Below are 22,123 nucleotides of genomic sequence, written 5' to 3' on the forward strand. Positions count from 1 at the left end.
CTTTATTTTATAGGGGGATTAATTAATTTAATTTTGTTACAGAGAGCCGATTATAAATAGTTAACTTAGGATAGATTGGTTATATATAGTAGACTGAATCTAAAATAGTACGAAACAATTGCTAAAACGTTTATAGAAATTAATTTTACTTTCCCAATCGATTTGTTTTCATCTTATTTCAATCCGCTATAAAGTTAGATAAGAATAAGCTAACAAGCAGAAGTAAGATAGGTCTTGCAAGAATGGTAAAAATCTGATAAACTAAGTAGTAATTGAATAGGAATCTGAAAGACTAGTAGCCCAAGGGAAGTATATCAGGGAGGAGAGCCGTGACTGCAAGCTCTCTATATGAAAGCTGGGTGAATTCACTTGCGCATGGATTTAGAAATGAAGGTCTGACTTGTCAGATGAAAACGGATGGTACCGCGTGTCAACGCTCCGAGTGGAGTTTTTGGCATGTGGTTTTCTTTTTATCTACGAGCGACTGATGGAGGAATTATGTCAACTATTGAAGAACAATTAAAAGCGCTTCGTGAAGAAACGCTGGCTAGCTTGAAGCAGATTACTGCTGAAAATGAAAAAGAGATGCAAGATTTGCGTGTCTCTGTCCTTGGTAAAAAGGGTTCGCTCACTGAAATCCTCAAAGGGATGAAAGATGTTTCTGCTGAGATGCGTCCAATCATTGGGAAACACGTCAATGAAGCTCGTGATGTCTTGACAGCAGCTTTTGAAGAAACTGCTAAGCTCTTGGAAGAAAAGAAAGTTGCAGCTCAATTAGCAAGCGAGAGTATCGATGTGACCCTTCCAGGTCATCCAGTTGCGACTGGTCACCGTCACGTTTTGACACAAACTAGTGAAGAAATCGAAGATATCTTCATTGGGATGGGTTACCAAGTCGTGGATGGTTTTGAAGTGGAGCAAGACTACTATAACTTTGAACGTATGAACCTTCCCAAAGACCACCCAGCCCGTGATATGCAGGACACATTCTATATCACAGAAGAAATCTTACTCCGTACTCACACGTCTCCAGTTCAAGCGCGTGCTATGGATGCCCATGATTTCTCTAAAGGTCCTTTGAAAATGATCTCACCAGGGCGTGTGTTCCGTCGCGATACGGACGATGCGACCCACAGTCACCAATTCCACCAAATCGAAGGCTTGGTAGTTGGGAAAAATATCTCTATGGCTGACCTTCAAGGAACCCTTCAGTTGATTGTGCAAAAAATGTTCGGTGAAGAGCGTCAAATCCGTCTGCGTCCATCTTACTTCCCATTCACAGAGCCATCTGTTGAGGTGGATGTTTCTTGCTTCAAGTGTGGTGGAGAAGGCTGTAACGTATGTAAGAAAACAGGTTGGATCGAAATTATGGGGGCCGGTATGGTTCACCCACGTGTCCTTGAAATGAGTGGTATCGATGCGACTGTTTACTCTGGATTTGCCTTTGGTCTTGGACAAGAGCGTGTAGCCATGCTCCGTTACGGAATCAACGATATCCGTGGATTCTACCAAGGAGATGTCCGCTTCTCAGAGCAGTTTAAATAATGATTAGAAAAGTAGAAATGGTAGATGTTGAGGTGTTGGCTAAAATTGCCAAACAAACCTTTCGTGAAACATTTGCTCATGATAATACGGAAGAGCAGTTACAGGAATACTTTGAAGAGGCTTATAGTCTGAGAGTTTTATCAACTGAGTTGGAAAATCCTGACTCCGAAACCTATTTCATTATGCATGAAGAGGAGATAGCTGGTTTTCTCAAAGTCAACTGGGGAAGTGCTCAAACTGAGAGAGAATTAGAGGACGCTTTTGAAATTCAACGCCTCTATGTGCTACAAAAATTCCAAGGATTTGGATTCGGTAAGCAACTGTTTGAATTTGCTCTTGAACTTGCTACAAAAAATAGTTTTTCTTGGGCTTGGTTAGGTGTTTGGGAGCATAATACAAAAGCTCAAGCGTTTTATAATCGATATGGTTTTGAAAAATTTAGCCAACATCATTTTATGGTTGGTCAAAAAGTAGATACGGATTGGTTACTGCGAAAGAAATTAAGGTAAGAAGAGGATTCTTCTATTGAAATGATAGGAAAGGAAAAGAACCAGTGTGGCAATGGTCATTCTGGAGAACTAAATTATGCTTGTATCTTATAAATGGTTAAAAGAATTGGTGGACATTGATGTGCCATCACAGGAGTTGGCTGAAAAAATGTCAACCACAGGGATCGAGGTAGAAGGTGTCGAATCACCGGCTGCTGGTCTCTCAAAAATTGTCGTCGGTGAGGTCTTGTCCTGCGAAGATGTGCCAGAAACTCACCTTCATGTTTGTCAGGTTAACGTTGGCGAAGAAGAAGCCCGTCAAATCGTCTGTGGTGCCCCAAATGTGCGTGCTGGTATCAAGGTTATGGTGGCTCTTCCAGGAGCTCGCATCGCTGACAACTACAAAATCAAAAAAGGAAAAATCCGTGGTTTAGAGTCACTTGGAATGATCTGTTCGTTTGGCGAATTGGGAATTTCTGACTCAGTTGTGCCTAAGGAATTCGCAGATGGCATCCAAATTTTGCCAGAAAATGCCGTTCCAGGTGAGGAAGTCTTCTCATACCTAGACTTGGATGATGAAATCATCGAACTGTCTATCACACCAAACCGTGCAGATGCCCTTTCTATGCGTGGAGTGGCTCACGAAGTGGCAGCTATCTATGACAAGGCAGTCAACTTTAAAGAATTTACTCTTTCAGAAACTGACCAAGCTGCAGCAGATGTTCTTTCTGTGGGCATTGATACAGACAAGGCGCCTTACTATGCAGCTCGTATCTTGGATAATGTGACGATTGCACCAAGTCCACAATGGTTGCAAAACCTTCTCATGAACGAAGGAATCCGTCCTATTAACAACGTAGTGGACGTGACAAACTACATCCTGCTCTACTTTGGTCAACCAATGCACGCCTTTGACTTGGATACCTTTGAAGGGACTGACATCCGTGTGCGTGAAGCGCGTGCTGGTGAAAAATTAGTGACTTTAGATGGTGAAGAACGTGACTTAGAGGTGAATGACTTAGTTATCACTGTCGCAGACAAACCAGTAGCCCTTGCAGGTGTTATGGGTGGTCAAGCAACAGAAATCTCTGAAAAGTCTAGTCGTGTCGTCCTTGAAGTTGCTGTTTTCAATGGCAAATCTATCCGCAAGACAAGTGGTCGCCTGAACCTTCGTTCAGAATCGTCTTCTCGATTTGAAAAAGGCATCAATGTGGCAACAGTTAATGAAGCCCTTGATGCGGCAGCTAGCCTGATTGCGGAACTTGCAGGTGCGACTGTGCGTAAAGGTATTGTTTCAGCTGGGGAACTTGACACATCAGACGTAGAAGTTTCTTCAACTCTTGCTGATGTTAACCGTGTCCTCGGAACTGATCTTTCTTATGCTGATGTAGAAGACGTCTTCCGTCGTCTTGGCTTTGGTCTTTCTGGAAATGCAGACAGCTTTACAGTCAGCGTCCCACGTCGTCGCTGGGATATCACTATCGAGGCAGACCTCTTTGAAGAAATCGCTCGTATCTATGGCTATGATCGCTTGCCAACCAGCCTTCCAAAAGACGATGGTACAGCAGGTGAATTGACAGCCACACAGAAACTCCGCCGTCAAGTTCGTACCATTGCTGAAGGAGCAGGTTTGACAGAAATCATCACCTACGCTCTGACTACTCCTGAAAAAGCAGTTGAGTTTACGGCTCAACCAAGTAACCTTACTGAACTCATGTGGCCAATGACAGTGGACCGTTCAGTCCTCCGCCAAAATATGATCTCAGGTATCCTAGATACAGTTGCCTACAATGTGGCTCGTAAGAACAAAAATTTGGCCCTTTACGAGATTGGAAAAGTCTTTGAACAAACAGGTAATCCAAAAGAAGAACTTCCAAATGAAATCAACAGTTTTGCCTTTGCCTTGACAGGCTTGGTTGCTGAAAAAGATTTCCAAACAGCAGCAGTTCCAGTTGATTTCTTCTATGCTAAAGGAATCCTAGAGGCGCTCTTTACTCGCTTGGGACTTGCAGTGACTTATACAGCAACAGCTGAAATTGCTAGCCTTCATCCAGGTCGAACAGCCGTGATTTCACTCGGTGACCAAGTTCTTGGTTTCCTTGGTCAAGTGCATCCAGTCACTGCTAAGGCTTATGATATTCCAGAAACGTATGTAGCTGAGCTTAACCTTTCAGCTATCGAAGCTGCGCTTCAGCTAGCGACTCCATTTGTAGAAATCACCAAATTCCCGGCAGTCAGCCGTGACGTTGCCCTTCTCCTCAAGGCAGAAGTGACTCATCAAGAAGTTGTAGATGCTATCCAAGCTGCCGGCGTGAAACGTTTGACAGATATCAAACTCTTTGACGTCTTCTCAGGTGAGAAATTGGGACTTGGTATGAAGTCCATGGCTTATAGCTTGACCTTCCAAAATCCAGAAGACAGCTTAACGGACGAAGAAGTCGCACGATATATGGAAAAAATCCAAGCGTCTCTCGAAGAAAAAATCAATGCAGAAGTGCGTTAAACGATAGTATGATACAAATTCCCCCTCTAGTTTATGAACACTAGAGGGGTGATTTTATATAATACTCAATGAAAATCAAAAAGCAAACTAGGAAGCTAGNNACGAAGTCAGTAACCATATGTCTAAGGTAAGGCGATGCTGATGTGGTTTGAAGAGATTGTCGAAGAGTATAAAATAATTAAAATGTGATTTCTGTAAAAATACATCTATGATCAGAGTTTTGAAAACTTACAATGTCTAAATCTTTAACATAGTAGTGGTTTTTAGGCAATAAAATATGATCTATTGTTGCATTAAAAAGTTTTGGACTTTGGCTATTCCAAGTTCCTCTTTCAAAAGGTGGTAGTGCATTTAATGCGTCCCTATGAGAGCTTATTTTTGCAAGTGCTCCATGACGCATAGTTGCATTAAAATCACCTGCAATAATAGCCTTTGGATATTTTGAAGCCAATTGATTATGAATGATGTTTAAGTCTTGCTTCCAGATTTCCATTAAACCTGGCAGAGGAGGAGCAGTATGCAAAGCAATGATATCTGGTATATTTTGTTTTCTCGAATGTAATACAATTGTCCCGAACCGTGTTGTATGGAAAGTTTTAGCTTCTGTATAGAAACCATAACTTTTCTTGACAATCACAGTCACAGGAGCTATTCCACTGTCAGTAGGTGGAGAAGTAAAAATATCATAGTTGGCTATAGAAAGTCCAACTTGATGAAACAATAGTTTGATTCTCTGGTTTTCTTGCTCACCTCTGATATTGGTAGCTAGTTCAGGGAATATAGCCATATCGGCATCAAAATGGCTAAAAATTCGCTCAATATGTTGTGCTTCTATTTGATTAGCGACGTTCCAAGTTACTAATTTTAAGGTTTTAGTCTTATTTGATACGGAAGAAAGGGTTTTATCTGTTCCGAATAATAGTAATATGAACGATAGTAAGAGAAAGATGCTAGAATAAAACCGTATTTGTTTATTTTTCTTGTAAAAAGATAGGGAAAAAAATACGAAACTTAAAATAGAAACCATAGTTGCAGTAGCTAAGGGGAAGGCATAAATCTGTGCCAAGATAGGTCTGGTAGATAGCAAAATATTAAGATTAGAAGATGGAAAAAAAGAATAAGCTATGATAGGGATAGCAAAGAGAATGACAGAAAAGGCAGAGAGAAATATTTTAATCATTGTATGAGTACCTCGATTTGCAATGGTTGCTCGGAGCTAATGTGACTTTGTGACTTTACTTGATTGATACTCTTTTTCTTGTCTTCCTTATAGATTAAGTACAACCCAAGTAAAAAAAAGTCCAATTTAAGATTGAAATGATTAAAAGTCACGGAGATGCAAGACAATTATACTACAAAAGGCAAACATTTGACAATCGATAGTCGTCGCTTAATCGAACGATGGAAAAAGGGTAACTTCTCAAAGTAACTTCCACTTGGCTAGCCGAAGTGGAAATTAGTCTAAAACGGATTTTTATGGTGGAATTAAGTGTGAGACGTTTGAGTTAGAAATGAGGTCTACTATGACAAAACATAAACACCTTACCCTTTCAGACCGTAATGATATCCAATTAGGCTTAGAGCGCGGTGAAACCTTCAAAGCTATTGGACAACTTATTCTAAAAGACCCGACTACTGTTTCTAAAGAAGTCAAACGAAATAAACAAATTAGAGACTCTACCTCTAACAACCTTCCTTGCCCTCTACTCGACAAAGCTCCCTTTGTCTGTAACGGCTGCCCTAAAAGAAGACAAAACTGTGGCTATCAGAAAATCTTCTACCTCGCTAAGCAAGCTCAAAAACAGTACGAACAAACTCTTGTTGAAGCTCGTGAAGGAACTCCTCTCAATTCCAAGACCTTCTGGGAAATGGACAAAGTCATTTCTGATGGGGTTAAAAAGGGACAACACATCTATCATATCCTCAAAACTCATAACCTTGATGTCAGCTCCTCAACTGTCTATCGACACATCCGAAAAGGATACCTATCTATCGCTCCTATTGACCTAGCCAGAGCCGTTAATTTCAAAGAAAGACGGAAAAATAAGCTACCTTCCATCCCTAAAGAAGCTAAAAAAGGCCGTTCCTATGAGGATTTCCAAAACTATTTAGCCCTTAATCAACTAGACTCTTGGCTAGAAATGGATACAGTTCTGGGGAGGATGGGAGGGAAAGTCTTACTCACCTTCAACCTGTCTTTCTGTAACTTTATCTTCGCTAGACTTCTGGATAATAAAACTGCCCTTGAGGTTACCAAACACCTCTATGATATCAAGAACACTCTTCACCAAGCTGACAAAGATTTCTTCCAACTCTTCCCTGTCATTCTTACCGATAATGGTGGAGAGTTTGCAAGGGTTGATGACATCGAAATGGATGTGCGAGGAGAGAGTAAACTCTTCTTTTGTGACCCTAATCGCTCTGACCAGAAAGGGAGAATTGAGAAAAATCACACGCTGATTCGAGACATTCTACCTAAGGGAACTTCTTTTGACAATTTAACTCAAGAGGACATCAATCTCGTTTGTTCGCATGTCAACAGTGTCAAACGCGCTGCTTTGAATGGAAAGTCAGCCTATGAACTCTTTGCATTTACCTATGGAGAAGAGATTCCTAAGCTTCTAGGCATTTCTAAAATATCTGCAGAAGACGTCTGTCAGTCTTCTAAATTACTCCAACATACGTTCTAAAAACTAATCTTCAACCCCATTCAAACGTCTCACACTAACTTCCACCATAGTGGAACTTAATCTGAAACGCTTTCAGATGAGGGGATTTTGTGCGCTCTTTTTTTCTATTTCTTTCAGCTATAAAAGCAATGAAATCAAGCATTAGTAAAACCAGTGGAACTTACCCTGACACGGATTTCCACTGGTTTTTAGGATTTTTATCAGACTAACTTCCACTTGGATTAGCAGTGGAACTTAGTTTGGGAATTTACCCGATGGAAAAAAGAAGGGAAATCAAATAGAGAAATCGCCTCTTTACTTGGAAAAGCTCCTCAAACTATCCATACTGAAATCAAGCGTGGGACAGTCCGACAATGTCTTGGAAAAGGACGCTTTAAAGAGGTTTATTCTGCCGACTATGCTCAACAGTCTTATGAAAATAATCGCAAGCGCTCGGTCAAGAAATCAAGATTGAACAAGGAGCTGAAGGAAAAGATTCTCCACTATCATAACCAAAAATTTTCGCCTGAAATGATGGTCAAGGCTAAGGGCGTTAACGTGGGAATTTCTACCATCTACTACTGGATCCATCATGTAAAATTGGGGTTAAGCAAACAGGAACTGCTTTACCCTAGAAAAGGAAAAGCGCTTAAGAAACAAGCTGGCACCAATTTTAAACCCGCTGGTCAATCTATCGAATTATAATTCGCTCATTTTTTCAAAAAATACATAGACGTAAAAGAAAGAGGGTTAAGAGATGAAGAAGAGTGCTATTGGGAGTAATTGGAAGGATGTCCGGTCTCAACTCTTTACCAAGGAGGAAATCCTTGAAAGTGATATGCGAGTGGCTATCATGAGTGAGCTGATTGAAGCCAGGCATGAGCAAGGAATCAGTCAGAAAAAGCTAGAAGAAGTCAGTGGAATAAGCCAGCCTGTCATAGCTAGGATGGAAACAGGCAAGACTAGTCCTCAGTTGGACACAGTCTTAAAAGTCCTAGCCAGTTTAGGAAAGACACTAGTAGTCGTCCCACTCGAACAGGAAAAGAGTTGATTAGAGTAGACTCATACTCAATGAAAATCAAAGAGCAAACTAGGAAACTAGCCGTAGGCTGTACTTGAGTACGGCAAGGCGACGTTGACGCGGTTTGAAGAGATTTTCGAAGAGTATTATAGTCTTTTCTAATAACAAGCCATAGTCACTTATAAGAATTACTAATAAAGCGTTTGAAGAGCATAACTGAAATAAAGCTATAAAACACGCTATACAAAGGATTTGAGGCATTTGTCTCAGGTCTTTTTCTTTTGTTTAAAACAGATATATAGTTTCAAACTATATCAAAGCCTAATTTTTTACAATTATACAGATGATTTCTTTTCTGTTAAGATAGTTTCAACAACAAATTTTGGAGGACACATCATGTCAACTACAATCATCGGTTTCCCTCGTTTGGGTGAATTCCGCGAATTAAAATTTACAACTGAAAAATACTTTAGAAAAGAAATCTCAGAGGAAGAACTTTTAGCAGCAGCAAAAGACTTGCGTGCTAAACACTGGAACATTGTCAAAGAAAAAGGCATCACTGAAATCCCATCAAATGACTTTTCTCACTATGACAACTTCCTAGATGCAGCTTTCCTTTTCAACGTAGTACCTGCATCCGTTCAAAACTTGGACTTGTCTGACCTTGAGCGCTACTTCGCTTTGGGACGTGGTTACCAAGGAGAAAAAGGGGACGTTCGCGCCCTCCCAATGAAGAAATGGTTTAACACTAACTACCACTACATCGTTCCTAAATTTGAAAAAGACACTCAAGTCAAACTTGCAGGTCACAAGATTTTTGATGAGTTTCAAGAAGCCAAAGAACTTGGATTGAACACTCGTCCTGTTCTTGTAGGTCCCTTCACTTTCCTTCAATTGTCAGACTTTGAAGAAGGTGTGAAAGCAGAAGACTTCGTAGACAGCTTAGTTGCTGCTTACCAAGAAGTTTTTGCAAAATTGGCTGAACTTGGTGCGACTCGCATCCAATTGGATGAAGCGGCTCTTGTAAAAGACTTGACAGCTGAAGAAAAAGCTCTCTTCTTGAACCTTTACAACAAACTTTTGGCTGACAAAAAAGGTCTTGAAGTATTGCTTCAAACTTACTTCGGAGATGTTCGTGACGTTTACGCTGACCTTGTGAACTTGCCAGTAGATGCTATCGGTCTTGATTTCGTTGAAGGTAAGAAAACTCTTGAATTGGTTAAAGGTGGCTTCCCAGCTGACAAGACTCTTTATGCAGGTATTGTCAATGGTAAAAACATCTGGCGTAACAACTACGAAAAGAGCTTGGCTGTTCTTGAGCAAATCCCAGCTGAAAACATTGTGTTGACAAGCTCATGCTCGCTTCTTCATGTGCCATTTACAACTGCTAATGAAGAATTTGAACCAGCAATCTTGAACCACTTTGCCTTTGCGGTTGAAAAATTAGATGAGATCCGTGATTTGGATGCTATCCGCAATGGTCAAGGTGAAGAAGCACTTGCAGCTAACAAAGAACTCTTTGCGACTGAACGTGTGGGTGAAAATGCTGAACTCCGTGCGCGCATCGCTGGTTTGACAGACGCAGACTACACTCGTTTGCCAGCATTTGCAGAACGTGAAGCTATCCAAGAAGAAGCTTTCAAACTTCCAGCTCTTCCAACAACAACTATCGGTTCATTCCCTCAAACTAAAGAAGTTCGTGCTAAACGTTTGGCTTACCGTAAAGGTGAATTGTCTCAAGAAGAGTACGATGCTTTCCTTGCTGAAACGATCGATGAATGGATCAAATGGCAAGAAGATATTGACTTTGATGTCCTTGTTCACGGTGAATTTGAGCGTAATGACATGGTTGAGTACTTCGGTCAAAACTTGTCAGGTTACCTCTTCTCTAAAAATGGTTGGGTACAATCATACGGTATGCGTGGGGTGAAACCACCAATCATCTGGGGTGATGTCACTCGTCTTAACCCTATCACTGTTAAATGGTCTAGCTATGCACAAAGCCGTACAAACAAACCTGTTAAAGGTATGTTGACTGGACCTGTTACCATCCTCAACTGGTCATTCCCACGTGAAGACATCTCTATCAAGGATTCTACTCTTCAAATCGCTCTTGCTATCAAGGATGAAGTTCTTGACCTTGAAGCTGCTGGCGTGAAGATCATCCAAATCGACGAGGCTGCTCTTCGTGAGAAATTGCCACTCCGTCGTAGCGACTGGTACGAAGACTACCTTGACTGGGCAATTCCTGCCTTCCGCTTGGTACACTCAACAGTAGCGTCAGATACACAAATCCACACTCACATGTGTTACTCAGAATTTACAGATATCATCCCAGCTATCGACAACATGGATGCAGACGTTATCTCATTTGAAGCTAGCCGTTCAAACCTTGAAATCTTGGACGAACTCAAAGCGAAAAACTTCCAAACAGAAGTGGGACCTGGGGTTTACGATATCCACTCACCTCGTGTGCCAAATGAAGGCGAAATCGACAATACAATCGAAGCTATCCTTGCTAAAGTGCCAAGCAAGAAAGTTTGGATCAACCCAGACTGTGGTTTGAAAACACGTGGTATTCCAGAAACAAAAGAAAGCTTGATCCGCCTTGTTGAAGCAGCGAAAGCTGCGCGTGAGAAATTGTAAGATTAGATTTCTCTCCATACAATGGTTGTTCAAAAAGAAATCAACTAGAAAAGGTTATTACATATGTCACGCCAAACACCGTCACTCTCATTTGAAGTGTTCCCTCCCAACCCAGCCGTGGGTAATGATAACATTATTTCTGCTCTTCAAGATATGCAGGAGTTGGCTCCCCACTTTATCAGTGTAACTGCCAGCAATAATAAATTTAATATCAAGGAAACGACGGTCCGTTTGGCTGACTTTATCCAAAATGATTTGGCGATTCCGACTATTGCTCACTTGCCAGCTATCTATTTGAACAAGGACAAGGTTGCTGAAACCATTGCAGACTTGGACAAGGTTGGGGTGCAGAAAATCTTGGCTCTTCGTGGGGATATTATTCCAGATGTGGAACCACAAAAGGATTTTCGCTACGCAACGGACTTGATTGAGTTCATCAAGGAACAAGCCCCTCACTTTGATATTGTTGGCGCTTGCTATCCAGAAGGCCATCCAGATTCACCAAATCAGATTTCAGATATTCAAAATCTTAAGAAGAAAGTAGATGCAGGTTGTTCGAGCCTCGTAACTCAGCTTTTCTTTGACAATGAGCGTTTCTATGATTTTCAAGACAAGTGCATCTTGGCTGGGATTGATGTTCCCATTCATGCAGGAATTATGCCAATTCTGAATCGAAATCAGGCTCTCCGCCTCTTGAAGACTTGTGAGAATATCCATCTTCCACGCAAATTTAAAGCCATCTTAGACAAGTATGAGCATGACCCTGAGTCGCTCAGAGCAGCAGGACTTGCCTATGCGGTGGACCAAATCGTGGACTTGGTAACTCAGGATGTTGCAGGTGTGCATCTCTACACTATGAACAATGCTGAAACAGCAAAATACATCCATCAAGCAACCCATGCCTTGTTTAATCATCAGTCTCTAGGATAATAAAAAGAAAACCATTCTTCTCAAGTGAGGGGAATGGTTCCTTTTTAATGGTAAAGACCGCACTTTTTTAAGAAAAATATGATAAAATAGACTCTGTACGTACTTGATACAAAGATGAGGGTATTTGGGTTTCAAAGGCTTTGTCAATTCTCAATTTTATGACAGAAATTTTTTCATAATTTGTTCTTTTCAGTATTTAGTTTGAGCGACACGAACGAGTCAAATCGATATCATTTGACGAGAGAGTTAGTAAAGCATTTAGCTAATCGCCTGATAGCGATTAGCGTGAAAGGATTAGATGCTTTAGCATCAAACCTTTCTAATGATTTGTATCTTGAGTAATTGAACACGGGCTAAATCCCTAGTGAAAAAGATAGATTTCCTGGTGCGCATCGCACACTGCGTCAATCTCCTATTTTCATACGGGATTCTTCACGCCCTTAGTATCTTGATCTTTGTAGGCAAGGCGTATAATTTCATCAATCCAAAGGGGATTAAAATGACAAAACAAGTGTTTCAAACGACTTTTGCGGGTCGTGAGTTAATTGTAGAGACTGGTCAGGTTGCTAAGCAAGCAAATGGCTCTGTTGTTGTACGTTACGGTGAGTCAACTGTCTTGACTGCTGCCGTTATGTCTAAGAAAATGGCAACTGGGGATTTCTTCCCACTCCAAGTCAACTACGAAGAAAAAATGTATGCGGCTGGGAAGTTTCCTGGTGGCTTTATGAAACGTGAAGGACGTCCTTCAACAGATGCGACCTTGACAGCGCGTTTGATTGACCGTCCAATCCGTCCAATGTTTGCGGAAGGTTTCCGTAATGAAGTCCAAGTCATCAATACAGTGCTCTCTTATGATGAAAATGCATCTGCACCAATGGCAGCTATGTTTGGTTCATCCTTGGCACTCTCTATTTCAGATATTCCATTTGACGGACCAATCGCTGGGGTACAAGTGGGCTATGTAGATGGCCAAATCATCATCAACCCAAGTCAAGAACAAGCAGAGCAATCGCTCCTTGAATTGACAGTAGCAGGTACCAAGCACGCCATCAACATGGTAGAGTCTGGTGCCAAAGAATTGTCAGAAGAAATCATGTTGGAAGCCCTTCTTAAAGGGCATGAAGCTGTTAAAGAATTGATTGCCTTCCAAGAAGAAATCGTTGCTGCTGTCGGTAAGGAAAAAGCAGAAGTGGAATTGCTTCATGTGGACGCTGAATTGCAGGCTGAAATTATCGCAGCCTACAACAGTGATCTCCAAAAAGCGGTTCAAGTAGAAGAAAAATTGGCTCGTGAAGCTGCGACTCAAGTAGTGAAAGACCAAGTGACTGCCGTTTACGAAGAAAAATATGCGGACCACGAAGAATTTGACCGTATTATGCGTGATGTGGCTGAAATCTTGGAACAAATGGAACACGCTGAAGTGCGCCGTTTGATCACAGAAGACAAGGTTCGTCCTGACGGTCGTAAGGTCGATGAAATTCGTCCTTTGGATGCGGTTGTTGACTTCCTTCCTCGTGTACACGGTTCTGGTCTCTTCACTCGTGGGCAAACTCAGGCTCTTTCAGTCTTGACCTTGGCTCCGATGGGAGAAACTCAAATCATTGATGGTTTGGATCCAGAGTACAAGAAACGCTTTATGCACCACTATAACTTCCCTCAATATTCTGTAGGGGAAACAGGTCGTTACGGTGCGCCAGGTCGTCGTGAAATCGGTCACGGTGCCCTTGGTGAGCGTGCTCTTGCTCAAGTCTTGCCAAGCTTGGAAGAATTCCCATACGCTATCCGTCTAGTAGCAGAAGTTTTGGAATCAAACGGTTCTTCATCTCAAGCTTCTATCTGTGCGGGAACTCTTGCCCTTATGGCTGGTGGTGTGCCAATCAAGGCGCCAGTAGCTGGTATTGCTATGGGACTTATCTCAGATGGAAATAACTACACAGTATTGACAGATATCCAAGGTTTGGAAGATCACTTTGGAGATATGGACTTCAAGGTTGCAGGTACTCGTGATGGGATTACAGCCCTTCAAATGGATATCAAGATTCAAGGGATTACTGCAGAAATCTTGACGGAGGCTCTTGCTCAAGCCAAGAAAGCGCGTTTTGAAATCCTTGATGTCATTGAAGCAACCATTCCAGAAGTTCGTCCAGAATTGGCTCCAACTGCTCCGAAAATTGATACGATCAAGATTGATGTGGACAAGATTAAGATTGTCATCGGTAAGGGTGGAGAAACCATCGACAAGATTATCGCTGAAACAGGTGTTAAGATTGATATAGACGAAGAAGGAAATGTGTCTATCTACTCTAGTGACCAAGATGCTATTAACCGTGCCAAAGAAATTATTGCTGGTTTGGTTCGTGAAGCCAAAGTGGATGAAGTTTACCGTGCTAAAGTCGTTCGTATCGAGAAATTTGGTGCCTTTGTTAACCTCTTTGATAAGACAGATGCCCTTGTTCATATCTCTGAGATGGCTTGGACTCGTACCAATCGTGTAGAGGATTTGGTAGAAATCGGGGATGAAGTTGATGTTAAGGTTATCAAAATTGATGAAAAAGGCCGTATCGATGCCTCTATGAAGGCTCTTCTACCTCGTCCGCCAAAACCTGAGCATGATGAAAAAGGTGAAAAGTCTGAGCGCCCTCACCGCCCACGTCATCAAAAGGATTACAAACCTAAGAAAGAATTTACAGAAACACCAAAAGATTCAGAATAAGAAAAGGAGAAATGTATGGGGTGGTGGCGCGAAACCATTGATATTGTAAAAGAAAATGATCCAGCGGCCCGCACCACTTTGGAGGTTTTGCTGACTTATCCAGGTGTCAAGGCCTTGGCGGCCCACCGTCTCTCGCATTTTCTCTGGAAGCACGGCTTCAAACTATTAGCTCGTATGTACAGTCAGTTTTGGCGCTTTTGGACTCAGATTGAGATTCATCCAGGAGCCCAGATTGATTCAGGTGTTTTTATTGACCATGGTTCTGGTCTGGTGATTGGAGAGACAGCGATTGTTGAAAAAGGCGTTCTTCTCTATCACGGAGTGACTCTCGGGGGAACAGGGAAAGACTGTGGCAAACGCCATCCGACTGTACGAAAGGGAGCCCTCATATCAGCCCATGCCCAAGTTATCGGGCCTGTGGAAATTGGTGAAAATGCCAAGGTCGGTGCTGCAGCAGTTGTCGTAGCAGATGTACCTAGTGACGTGACGGTTGTCGGTATTCCGGCTAAGATTGTCCGTCTTCATGGTAAGAAAGATGAGCCTGTCATTCACGAAGTCGAAGAAAAACGAGAGTATTATGTCAATAAACTCGAGCAGGCTAAAGATGCCAGTCATAGATCGTCTGGTTTGTAGAGGATACCTATATGATTCAAGCAAGAAACAAGTTAAGCCAAGAGGAGTTATCTGAGGCGAAAAAACTAATTAACTGTTGCCAAAACTATGACGGTACCTATCGTGATCCCTATCTCTCTAACATGCTTAATTTTGACCCAAACATGCCCGCCTTTTTCCTTTATTATGAAAAAGGCGAACTTGTTGGTCTCTTAACTGTTTATGCAGATGATCAAGATGTGGAAGTGACGATACTGGTTCATCCAGATCATCGCCGTCAGGGAATTGCGCGTGCTTTGTTTGCGAGTTTTGAGAAAGAAACAGCTTCTTTCTCTATTTGTTCAGTCACTTTTCAGACAGAGCGTATTTTTCTAGAGCGTCATCCTGATTTTGTCAATAATTGGGGATTGGTCGAGGATGAAGAGACAGAAACCTGGTTAGGTAAGGATAGAAGACCATATCAGTTAGGAAATGTTTCCAATCTTTCCAATCTTGAAGTTTTGTTAGCAGATAGTTCGTATCAGGATCAAATTAGTCAGTTAAAATTTCAGGCATTTTCAGAGGAACATGAATCTAGAGAAGTTGTGGATAGATATGTCGCTGAAGCTCTGAAGGATCCAGAAAGTCGCTTGTATATTTTGTTAAAAGACGGTCAGGTTATTGGAACTTGCACGGTAGATTTATCGACTAATACGAATTACTTCTACGGTTTAGCAATATTGGAACCTGAACGTGGGAAAGGCTATGGAAGCTACTTAGCAAAATCCCTTGTCAACCAACTAATTGAGCAAAATGATAAGGAGTTCCAAATTGCAGTAGAGGATAGCAATGTAGGTGCCAAACGTTTGTATGAAAAAATTGGCTTTGTCAAACAGACTCAGGTGGTTTATCTGAATGAGAAAGGAGCAAGGGATTCCGAAGTGTAGAGATATTCGGACTGAAATTCAATTGAACTCTTAGTGATGAAACTAAGTGTTCTTGGATTTTGGTTTTCCTGACTATTATTTTATGATTAAAATCTATGACACCATGTCTCGTGATTTGCGAGAATTTGTCCCGATTGAGGACGGCAAAGTCAAGATGTATGTTTGTGGGCCAACCGTGTATAACTATATTCACGTGGGGAATGCCCGTTCGACGGTAGCTTTTGATACCATTCGTCGCTATTTTGAGTACCGTGGGTATGAGGTTGCCTATATTTCCAATTTTACGGATGTGGATGATAAGATTATCAACCGTGCCAAGGAAGAAGGCATTACGCCACAGGAGGTTGCGGACAAGTACATCGCTGCCTTTCGTGAGGATGTGACAGCCTTGGGCGTCAAACCTGCGACCCGACATCCGCGTGTAGTGGAGTTTATGGCTGACATCATCCGCTTTGTGGAAGATTTGATTGAAAAAGGCTTTGCCTACGAGAGCCAAGGGGATGTTTACTTCCGTGTGGAAAAATCCCACAACTATGCTAAATTAGCCAATAAAACCTTGGAAGATTTGGAGCTAGGTGCTTCAGGTCGTATCGATGAAGAAACGGCACGTAAGGAAAATCCTGTAGACTTTGCTCTATGGAAAGCTGCTAAACCAGGCGAGATTTCTTGGGACAGTCCTTGGGGACCTGGTCGTCCGGGCTGGCACATCGAGTGTTCAGTCATGTCGACAGAGATTTTGGGCGACACCATTGATATTCACGGTGGTGGAGCTGACCTAGAGTTTCCTCACCATACTAATGAAATTGCCCAGTCTGAAGCTAAAACAGGCAAGACTTTTGCCAACTACTGGATGCACAATGGCTTTGTCAATATTGACAATGTCAAGATGTCCAAGTCTTTGGGGAACTTTATCACCGTACACGATGCCCTTAAAACTCTTGATGGGCAAGTGCTTCGTTTCTTCTTTGCGACTCAACATTATCGCAAGCCTATCAACTTTACAGAAAAGGCAGTGCGTGATGCAGAGACTAATCTCAAGTATCTGAAGAATACTTACGAGCAACTATTTACAGGAAACGTGGATACCCAAGAATTACAAGCATTTAAAGATAAGTTTGTGGCGGCTATGGATGAAGATTTTAACGCTGCCAACGGTATCACAGTTGTTTTTGAAATGGCCAAGTGGATTAACTCAGGTAACTATGATGCAAGTGTCAAGCAAGCTCTTGCAGATATGTTAGAAATTTTTGGAATTGTCTTTGTTGAGGAAGCTTTGGATGCAGAGATTGAAGACTTGATTCAAAAACGCCAAGAGGCGCGTGCCAATCGTGACTTTGCGACAGCAGACCAAATCCGTGATCAATTGGCTGCTCAGGGAATTAAGCTCCTTGACACCAAGGATGGAGTGAGGTGGACACGTGATTGATGTCAATCTCATTAATGGGATTGCGCTAGCCTTTGAAGGAGATGCGGTTTATTCCATGTATATTCGTCGTCACCTCATCCTCAAAGGCATGACCAAACCCAATAAACTCCATCAAGAAGCGACCAAGTATGTGTCGGCCAAGGCTCAGGCTCGCCTGATTTCCCTCATGTTAGAGGAGCAAGTCCTAACGGAAAGAGAAAAAGAAATCTACAAACGTGGCCGCAATACCAATAGCCACACAAAGGCTAAAAATGCCGATGTGGTGACTTACCGCATGTCCACAGGTTTTGAAGCTGTGATGGGCTATCTCCATATGACTGAAAATTTGGAACGTCTTGAGAGCTTGATTTGGTGGTGCATCCAAAAAGTGGAGGGCTAGGACATGATGACAAAAGAACTACAAGACTGGTTTCCTGAGGCTCAGATTTCAGACCAACCAGTAGAGAAAGAGGGCTATCTCACTCTCCCTTTAGCTTCTCAGCAGTGGATTTTGCTGGAGAAAGCTGGGCTCAGTGAGCGTGAAAAGCAGTTGATTTCCCTTTTGACCCAGCAGGAGCAGGCTCGTTCGCTCAATCCTTGGTATTCCTATCTGATTGAGGGGAAGGGTCAGGCACCGCAAACTTTTAAAAAGATTCAGTTGGTGTATTGCCATCTTTCCTATTTTCAGCAGGAAAATCTGGCTTCTTGGCTAGATATGATGCGGACTCTTTTTCCGAATTGTCAGACGGTGCTTCAGGTCGGAGCTCAGGATTATGTTTTCGTGCTGCAACAAGATAAGTACACCTCTGTACGTTCAATCTTATCTGATACGATTGAAGCGGTTGAATATGACTTTGGACTTCGTCTCTCTATCATGTTAGGCCAGGTTTGGTCTCAGGCAAGACATCAAGCCCTATCAGACTTGATTAAAGCAGAGAGAGATTTATTTAAGACTTGGTGGCGTCAGGGTCACCAAGGTGTTCATACTTTTTCTCAGCTCTATCTTTGGAGTATGGGAGAAAGACTCGTGGACTTGAGAGTAATCAAGGAATGTCTACACCAGATGATTTTGGATCAAGATCAGATTCAGGAAATCATTCTCTCCCTTTGGGAAAATAGTGCTGTCCTAACAAAAACAGCCCAGCAACTCTATCTGCACCGCAATTCTCTCCAATACAAAATTGATAAATGGGAAGAATTGACAGGGCTACAGTTGAAGGAATTGACCGACCTGACCCTGTGTTATCAATTGATTTTAGGTTCTTTGTCAACTATAGTTGGTTTGTAAAGAAGTTAATATTTGGAGAAGAGGATTGCATCTTCTCCATTTTTATGTGCAGAGTTATAGTGGATTGATGCTGTCAATCGAAAGTGATGATGTCCCAAAAAAATGGTGAGATTGAGGGCAATTATTTTGATTTCATCAGGGATTGCATGTTTTGGTTTTCGATTTCTGTTTCCGTGTCTGAAGGCTTCTTTTCCTTTCTGTTGATAGGCTAGTAGCAGACGATTGATTTGTCTTTCAGAAAGATTCAGTTCGACACAGGCTCGATTCTTTGTTTTCTTTCCTTGGTCTATAGCTTTTATCACAAGATATTTTTTCGTTTCATTCATATTCAGTTGGATACTTTTCATACGACTATTTTATCAAATGGGACATTTTCACGTTCGATTTACTAAAGACATTCTCACATTCGAATTACAAAACCGAAAAAATAAAATGTTTTTCCTTGCAAAATTCGGGGGGGGGGTGGTATAATTATCACTAGACTGTATATTCTTCATAGGAGGTACAGTGGGGTAAATAGTCGTAAGTTGCTATTTATATATTAGACTTTCCTGCGAAACAAAATATGGTAGAATAATTCTATGAATTATGAAGCAAGTAAACAACTAACTGATGCACGATTCAAGCGTCTTGTTGGTGTTCAGCGCACGACTTTTAAAGAGATGTTAGCTGTATTAAAACAGCTTATCAACTTAAACACGCAAAAGGTGGAAGAAAACCTAAACTAAGCCTAGAAGACCTTCTTATGGTCACTCTTCAATATGTGCGAGAATATCGAACTTATGAACAAATTGCGGCTGATTTTGGTATCCACGAAAGCAACTTACTCCGTCGGAGCCAATGGGTTGAAGTAACTCTTGTTCAAAGTGGTTTTACGATTTCAAGAACTCCTCTCAGTTCTGAGGACACGGTAATGATTGATGCGACGGAAGTAAAAATCAATCGCCCTAAAAAACAATTAGAGAATTATTCTGGTAAAAAGAAATGCCACGCTATGAAGGCTCAAGCGATTGTCACAAGTCAAGGGAGAATTGTTTCTTTGGAGCTCGCTGTGAACTATTGTCATGATATGAAGTTGTTCAAAATGAGTCGCAGAAATATCGGACAAGCTGGTAAAATCTTGGCTGACAGTGCTTATCAAGGGCTCATGAAGATATATCCTCAAGCACAAACTCCACGTAAATCTAGCAAACTCAAGCCGCTAACAGCTGAAGATGAAGCCTGTAACCATGCGCTATCTAAGGAGAGAAGCAAGGTTGAGAACATCTTTGCCAAAGTAAAAACGTTTAAAATGTTTTCAACAACCTATCGAAATCATCGTAAACGCTTCGGCTTACGAATGAACTCGATTGCTGGCATTATCAACCGTGAACTAGGATTCTAGTTTTGCAGGAAGTCTAGTTTTACAATCTACAAGTTGATTCACTTTCTATTATGTATTATTATGATAGTGGTAAACAAAACAGAGAGGAGTTCTATATGACACCAGAAGAAGTCTATATGACAGAGTGATTGGAAAAGCAAATCACCTGCTTTCAGGGGAAAAGTTTCCAGCATCGCAGACGCTACAAGGTCTTGGAGATTGCTGAGATTGTTTCCGGTTTTTTGATTGCGATTTTTTGTGCCATTCCCATGCCGGGCGATTACTATCGCCTTGTCTCTGTTGTGCTTTCAAGCATGGGGTTGCTTTGTGAGGGATTGCTTGGTATTTATAATAGCAAGGAACACTGGATATCCTATCAGAAGGCAGCGCAACTTTTAGAACGAGAAAAGTTTCTCTACCAGTGTCTGACTGAGAAATAAATACGCAGGTGAAAGCAAGCCTTTTACATTCTTTGTCAAGATCTGTGAAGGGATAATCTCTGACGAAATAATCAAGTGGGAAGGCATCCAGTCTAAAGAAGCGGGTGTGCCTGCGGAAACTCCACTCCAATGCAAGAAAAATCGAGGGGGTAAAAGAAAACCTATAGTCAGGGAAAGAATAGCCTGACTGGAAAGCAGTATGAAAAAATGGAATTTACAGCGTAAAACAACTCAAGGTCCGGTTTGTTTTTTGTGCTTAAAAGACAGGAACTTCCTTGAAACTTGAGTTTGTCTCGGTGCATTTGAAAGAAAACTCAGTTTAGACGGAGACTGTTAAACAAGCTTATGGTCTAACCAGTACGGATGTGGTTGAGTAGCTAGTAGATGGTTTTTTAGAAATGGAAAGAGTGCAGATTTCAATGTTTCAACACCTAAAGGAAGATAACTAGGAGGTGATTAAGGTTAAAACAAAACGGATAAATGGTGATTTATTTTCAGGTCTTATCGCTGATGTCGACGAAGAAATCATGAATAGCGATGACAATCGTTTAGCTATCGATAGGATTGTCATCCAACATAATGGCGGTTTGAGCGATGAAGGAGCACCTGGTATGTATCTACAGGCGTTGGTACCTCTGCTTATTACCAGGCTTGGACTATCCAGAGCATGGTTTTTGCCCTGTAGGAGTCTTTGCCATCATTGATACCCAGGAAGCAGACGGCTACACTTGAGGCTTTCTGAAGTCAGAAAAAAGCTGGCTGGCCTTGGAGTTCACAGAAAGAATTACTTAGAACATAAGGAGAAAAATAATTGTTGAAATTGATACAAAATAAGAAAAAAGGTGGAGAGAAAGCCTTTCGCTACTCTCTCAGAAAATTTAAATTTGGCGCGGCATCGGTTTTAGTCGGACTTGCATTTTTAGGTCTTGGTTCGCAAAAGGTGTATGCGCACTATATTGCAGATGATAATATAATATATTTAGGAGATTCAAAATCCGAGGCTAATGCCGCCAGACAAACAATGAAAATTAGAACCGAGATTTCTCGTGGAGGAACACACGTTAAGTACACGATAATTTTTAATGATAATTATGAACTATGGCGTCGGCCGGGCTTGAATGTTTGGTTGCCAGAAGGATTAAGAGAAGAAACCATAACAATAAAAACCTTTACTTCTGCTGGTGTTACAGGAGGAGGAGGAAAAGAATTTCGCTTGAAAAATGATCTGAATTTGACCAATTTTAAATCCCCCACAAGAGAGCTTCTGAAACCACCTCATCGAGGCGGAAATAAAGCTAATTGGGATAAATTCTGGACTAATGTTACATCTACAGGATCGGGTTCAGAAATCGCAACAAAATGGAAAGATCAAAACTTATTGTCGTTCGGATTGAATTCTTGGGAAAACAGAAGTCACAATGCTTATAAGTGGGAGATTGAAGCAGATGCAAAAAACGGTGTAGTTCTTTCTCAACTTCCTATTCTCGCAGGAATGGAGAATTGGGATAACGGTTATCCTCGATACGTCTTATCAGGGCCAGATGAAACGGCAGACACCGATGGAGACGGTTTCC

Annotated in this window: 17 protein-coding genes and 3 pseudogenes; 18 read left to right on the top strand and 2 right to left on the bottom strand. The window is 41.6% G+C overall.

What is annotated here, in order from left to right:
- Positions 1–498 precede the first annotated feature (498 nt).
- The 3 genes from pheS to pheT all read left to right on the top strand — a co-directional run bounded on the left by pheS (position 499) and on the right by pheT (position 4,536).
- A complete protein-coding gene (gene pheS / locus HT678_RS06550; protein ID WP_050265989.1) occupies positions 499–1,545 on the top strand; it encodes a phenylalanine--tRNA ligase subunit alpha in 1,047 nt (348 codons plus the stop codon).
- Positions 1,545–2,054 carry an N-acetyltransferase gene (locus HT678_RS06555; RefSeq protein ID WP_000619957.1) on the top strand — a complete coding sequence of 170 codons (510 nt, stop codon included), beginning with the start codon at positions 1,545–1,547 and terminating at the stop codon, positions 2,052–2,054. The genes pheS and HT678_RS06555 overlap by 1 nt, the downstream gene beginning before the upstream one ends.
- 76 nt (positions 2,055–2,130) lie before the next feature.
- A complete protein-coding gene (pheT, locus tag HT678_RS06560; protein WP_172924725.1) occupies positions 2,131–4,536 on the top strand; it encodes a phenylalanine--tRNA ligase subunit beta in 2,406 nt (801 codons plus the stop codon).
- A 178-nt stretch (positions 4,537–4,714) separates the two neighbouring features.
- On the opposite strand, the gene HT678_RS06565 is transcribed toward pheT, so the two are convergent.
- Entirely contained in the window at positions 4,715–5,716 is a 1,002-nt protein-coding gene (locus HT678_RS06565; RefSeq protein ID WP_172924727.1) for an endonuclease/exonuclease/phosphatase family protein, read from the bottom strand.
- 343 nt (positions 5,717–6,059) lie between these two features.
- On the opposite strand from HT678_RS06565, the gene HT678_RS06575 reads away from it, so the two are divergent.
- The 11 genes and pseudogenes from HT678_RS06575 to HT678_RS06625 all read left to right on the top strand — a co-directional run bounded on the left by HT678_RS06575 (position 6,060) and on the right by HT678_RS06625 (position 18,746).
- The gene (locus HT678_RS06575) at positions 6,060–7,226 is read left to right on the top strand and encodes an IS30 family transposase (RefSeq protein WP_166727949.1); all 1,167 of its coding nucleotides are present in this window, start codon (positions 6,060–6,062) and stop codon (positions 7,224–7,226) included.
- 252 nt (positions 7,227–7,478) lie between these two features.
- Positions 7,479–7,904 (top strand): annotated as a pseudogene (locus HT678_RS06580) (helix-turn-helix domain-containing protein); the annotation flags it as partial.
- Positions 7,905–7,962: 58 nt separating this feature from the next.
- Complete coding sequence (locus HT678_RS06585) at positions 7,963–8,256, top strand: helix-turn-helix transcriptional regulator (protein ID WP_172922116.1); 294 nt, start codon at positions 7,963–7,965, stop codon at positions 8,254–8,256.
- 366 nt (positions 8,257–8,622) lie between these two features.
- Positions 8,623–10,872 (top strand): 5-methyltetrahydropteroyltriglutamate--homocysteine S-methyltransferase, encoded by a 2,250-nt coding sequence (gene metE / locus HT678_RS06590; protein ID WP_172923543.1) that lies wholly within the window; start codon positions 8,623–8,625, stop codon positions 10,870–10,872.
- A gap of 63 nt (positions 10,873–10,935) precedes the next feature.
- On the top strand, positions 10,936–11,802 hold the full coding sequence (gene metF, locus HT678_RS06595; RefSeq protein ID WP_050265982.1) for a methylenetetrahydrofolate reductase [NAD(P)H]: 867 nt from the start codon (positions 10,936–10,938) through the stop codon (positions 11,800–11,802).
- A 499-nt stretch (positions 11,803–12,301) separates the two neighbouring features.
- On the top strand, positions 12,302–14,515 hold the full coding sequence (pnp, locus tag HT678_RS06600; RefSeq protein ID WP_054393154.1) for a polyribonucleotide nucleotidyltransferase: 2,214 nt from the start codon (positions 12,302–12,304) through the stop codon (positions 14,513–14,515).
- A gap of 15 nt (positions 14,516–14,530) precedes the next feature.
- A complete protein-coding gene (gene cysE, locus HT678_RS06605; protein WP_000539991.1) occupies positions 14,531–15,148 on the top strand; it encodes a serine O-acetyltransferase in 618 nt (205 codons plus the stop codon).
- A gap of 11 nt (positions 15,149–15,159) precedes the next feature.
- Positions 15,160–16,053 (top strand): GNAT family N-acetyltransferase, encoded by an 894-nt coding sequence (locus tag HT678_RS06610; RefSeq protein WP_050267722.1) that lies wholly within the window; start codon positions 15,160–15,162, stop codon positions 16,051–16,053.
- Positions 16,054–16,135: 82 nt separating this feature from the next.
- Complete coding sequence (gene cysS, locus HT678_RS06615; RefSeq protein WP_050259796.1) at positions 16,136–17,479, top strand: cysteine--tRNA ligase; 1,344 nt, start codon at positions 16,136–16,138, stop codon at positions 17,477–17,479.
- A complete protein-coding gene (locus tag HT678_RS06620; protein WP_000567930.1) occupies positions 17,472–17,858 on the top strand; it encodes a Mini-ribonuclease 3 in 387 nt (128 codons plus the stop codon). Before cysS ends, HT678_RS06620 begins: the two co-directional genes overlap by 8 nt.
- A 3-nt stretch (positions 17,859–17,861) precedes the next feature.
- Positions 17,862–18,746 (top strand): PucR family transcriptional regulator, encoded by an 885-nt coding sequence (locus tag HT678_RS06625; protein WP_000988346.1) that lies wholly within the window; start codon positions 17,862–17,864, stop codon positions 18,744–18,746.
- 140 nt (positions 18,747–18,886) lie between these two features.
- Here HT678_RS06625 and HT678_RS06630 read toward each other — a convergent pair.
- Positions 18,887–19,072, bottom strand: a pseudogene (locus tag HT678_RS06630) (helix-turn-helix domain-containing protein); the annotation flags it as partial.
- 255 nt (positions 19,073–19,327) lie between these two features.
- Between HT678_RS06630 and HT678_RS06635 the strand changes: the two are divergent.
- The 4 genes and pseudogenes from HT678_RS06635 to HT678_RS06650 all read left to right on the top strand — a co-directional run.
- A protein-coding gene (locus HT678_RS06635; protein ID WP_172924729.1) for an IS5 family transposase occupies positions 19,328–20,130 on the top strand; the annotation gives its coding sequence in 2 pieces (ribosomal slippage) (positions 19,328–19,421 and positions 19,421–20,130; 804 coding nt in all).
- A 128-nt stretch (positions 20,131–20,258) separates the two neighbouring features.
- Positions 20,259–20,736 (top strand): annotated as a pseudogene (locus tag HT678_RS06640) (DUF4231 domain-containing protein).
- A 407-nt stretch (positions 20,737–21,143) separates the two neighbouring features.
- Positions 21,144–21,281 (top strand): hypothetical protein, encoded by a 138-nt coding sequence (locus HT678_RS06645; RefSeq protein WP_153300005.1) that lies wholly within the window; start codon positions 21,144–21,146, stop codon positions 21,279–21,281.
- Between the two features lie 79 nt (positions 21,282–21,360).
- A partial coding sequence (locus HT678_RS06650) for a YSIRK-type signal peptide-containing protein (RefSeq protein ID WP_172924731.1) occupies positions 21,361–22,123 on the top strand: 763 nt, incomplete at its 3' end.

This window comes from Streptococcus sp. 3167, from assembly GCF_013277175.1.
Lineage (GTDB): Bacteria > Bacillota > Bacilli > Lactobacillales > Streptococcaceae > Streptococcus > Streptococcus pseudopneumoniae.

Bases quoted from the DNA above. Each gene is read 5' to 3' on its own strand.
- pheS (WP_050265989.1), top strand. From the start codon at position 499: ATGTCAACTATTGAAGAACAATTAAAAGCGCTTCGTGAAGAAACGCTG.
- HT678_RS06555 (WP_000619957.1), top strand. From the start codon at position 1,545: ATGATTAGAAAAGTAGAAATGGTAGATGTTGAGGTGTTGGCTAAAATT.
- pheT (WP_172924725.1), top strand. From the start codon at position 2,131: ATGCTTGTATCTTATAAATGGTTAAAAGAATTGGTGGACATTGATGTG.
- HT678_RS06565 (WP_172924727.1), bottom strand. From the start codon at position 5,716: ATGATTAAAATATTTCTCTCTGCCTTTTCTGTCATTCTCTTTGCTATC.
- HT678_RS06575 (WP_166727949.1), top strand. From the start codon at position 6,060: ATGACAAAACATAAACACCTTACCCTTTCAGACCGTAATGATATCCAA.
- HT678_RS06585 (WP_172922116.1), top strand. From the start codon at position 7,963: ATGAAGAAGAGTGCTATTGGGAGTAATTGGAAGGATGTCCGGTCTCAA.
- metE (WP_172923543.1), top strand. From the start codon at position 8,623: ATGTCAACTACAATCATCGGTTTCCCTCGTTTGGGTGAATTCCGCGAA.
- metF (WP_050265982.1), top strand. From the start codon at position 10,936: ATGTCACGCCAAACACCGTCACTCTCATTTGAAGTGTTCCCTCCCAAC.
- pnp (WP_054393154.1), top strand. From the start codon at position 12,302: ATGACAAAACAAGTGTTTCAAACGACTTTTGCGGGTCGTGAGTTAATT.
- cysE (WP_000539991.1), top strand. From the start codon at position 14,531: ATGGGGTGGTGGCGCGAAACCATTGATATTGTAAAAGAAAATGATCCA.
- HT678_RS06610 (WP_050267722.1), top strand. From the start codon at position 15,160: ATGATTCAAGCAAGAAACAAGTTAAGCCAAGAGGAGTTATCTGAGGCG.
- cysS (WP_050259796.1), top strand. From the start codon at position 16,136: ATGATTAAAATCTATGACACCATGTCTCGTGATTTGCGAGAATTTGTC.
- HT678_RS06625 (WP_000988346.1), top strand. From the start codon at position 17,862: ATGATGACAAAAGAACTACAAGACTGGTTTCCTGAGGCTCAGATTTCA.
- HT678_RS06645 (WP_153300005.1), top strand. From the start codon at position 21,144: ATGAAGGAGCACCTGGTATGTATCTACAGGCGTTGGTACCTCTGCTTA.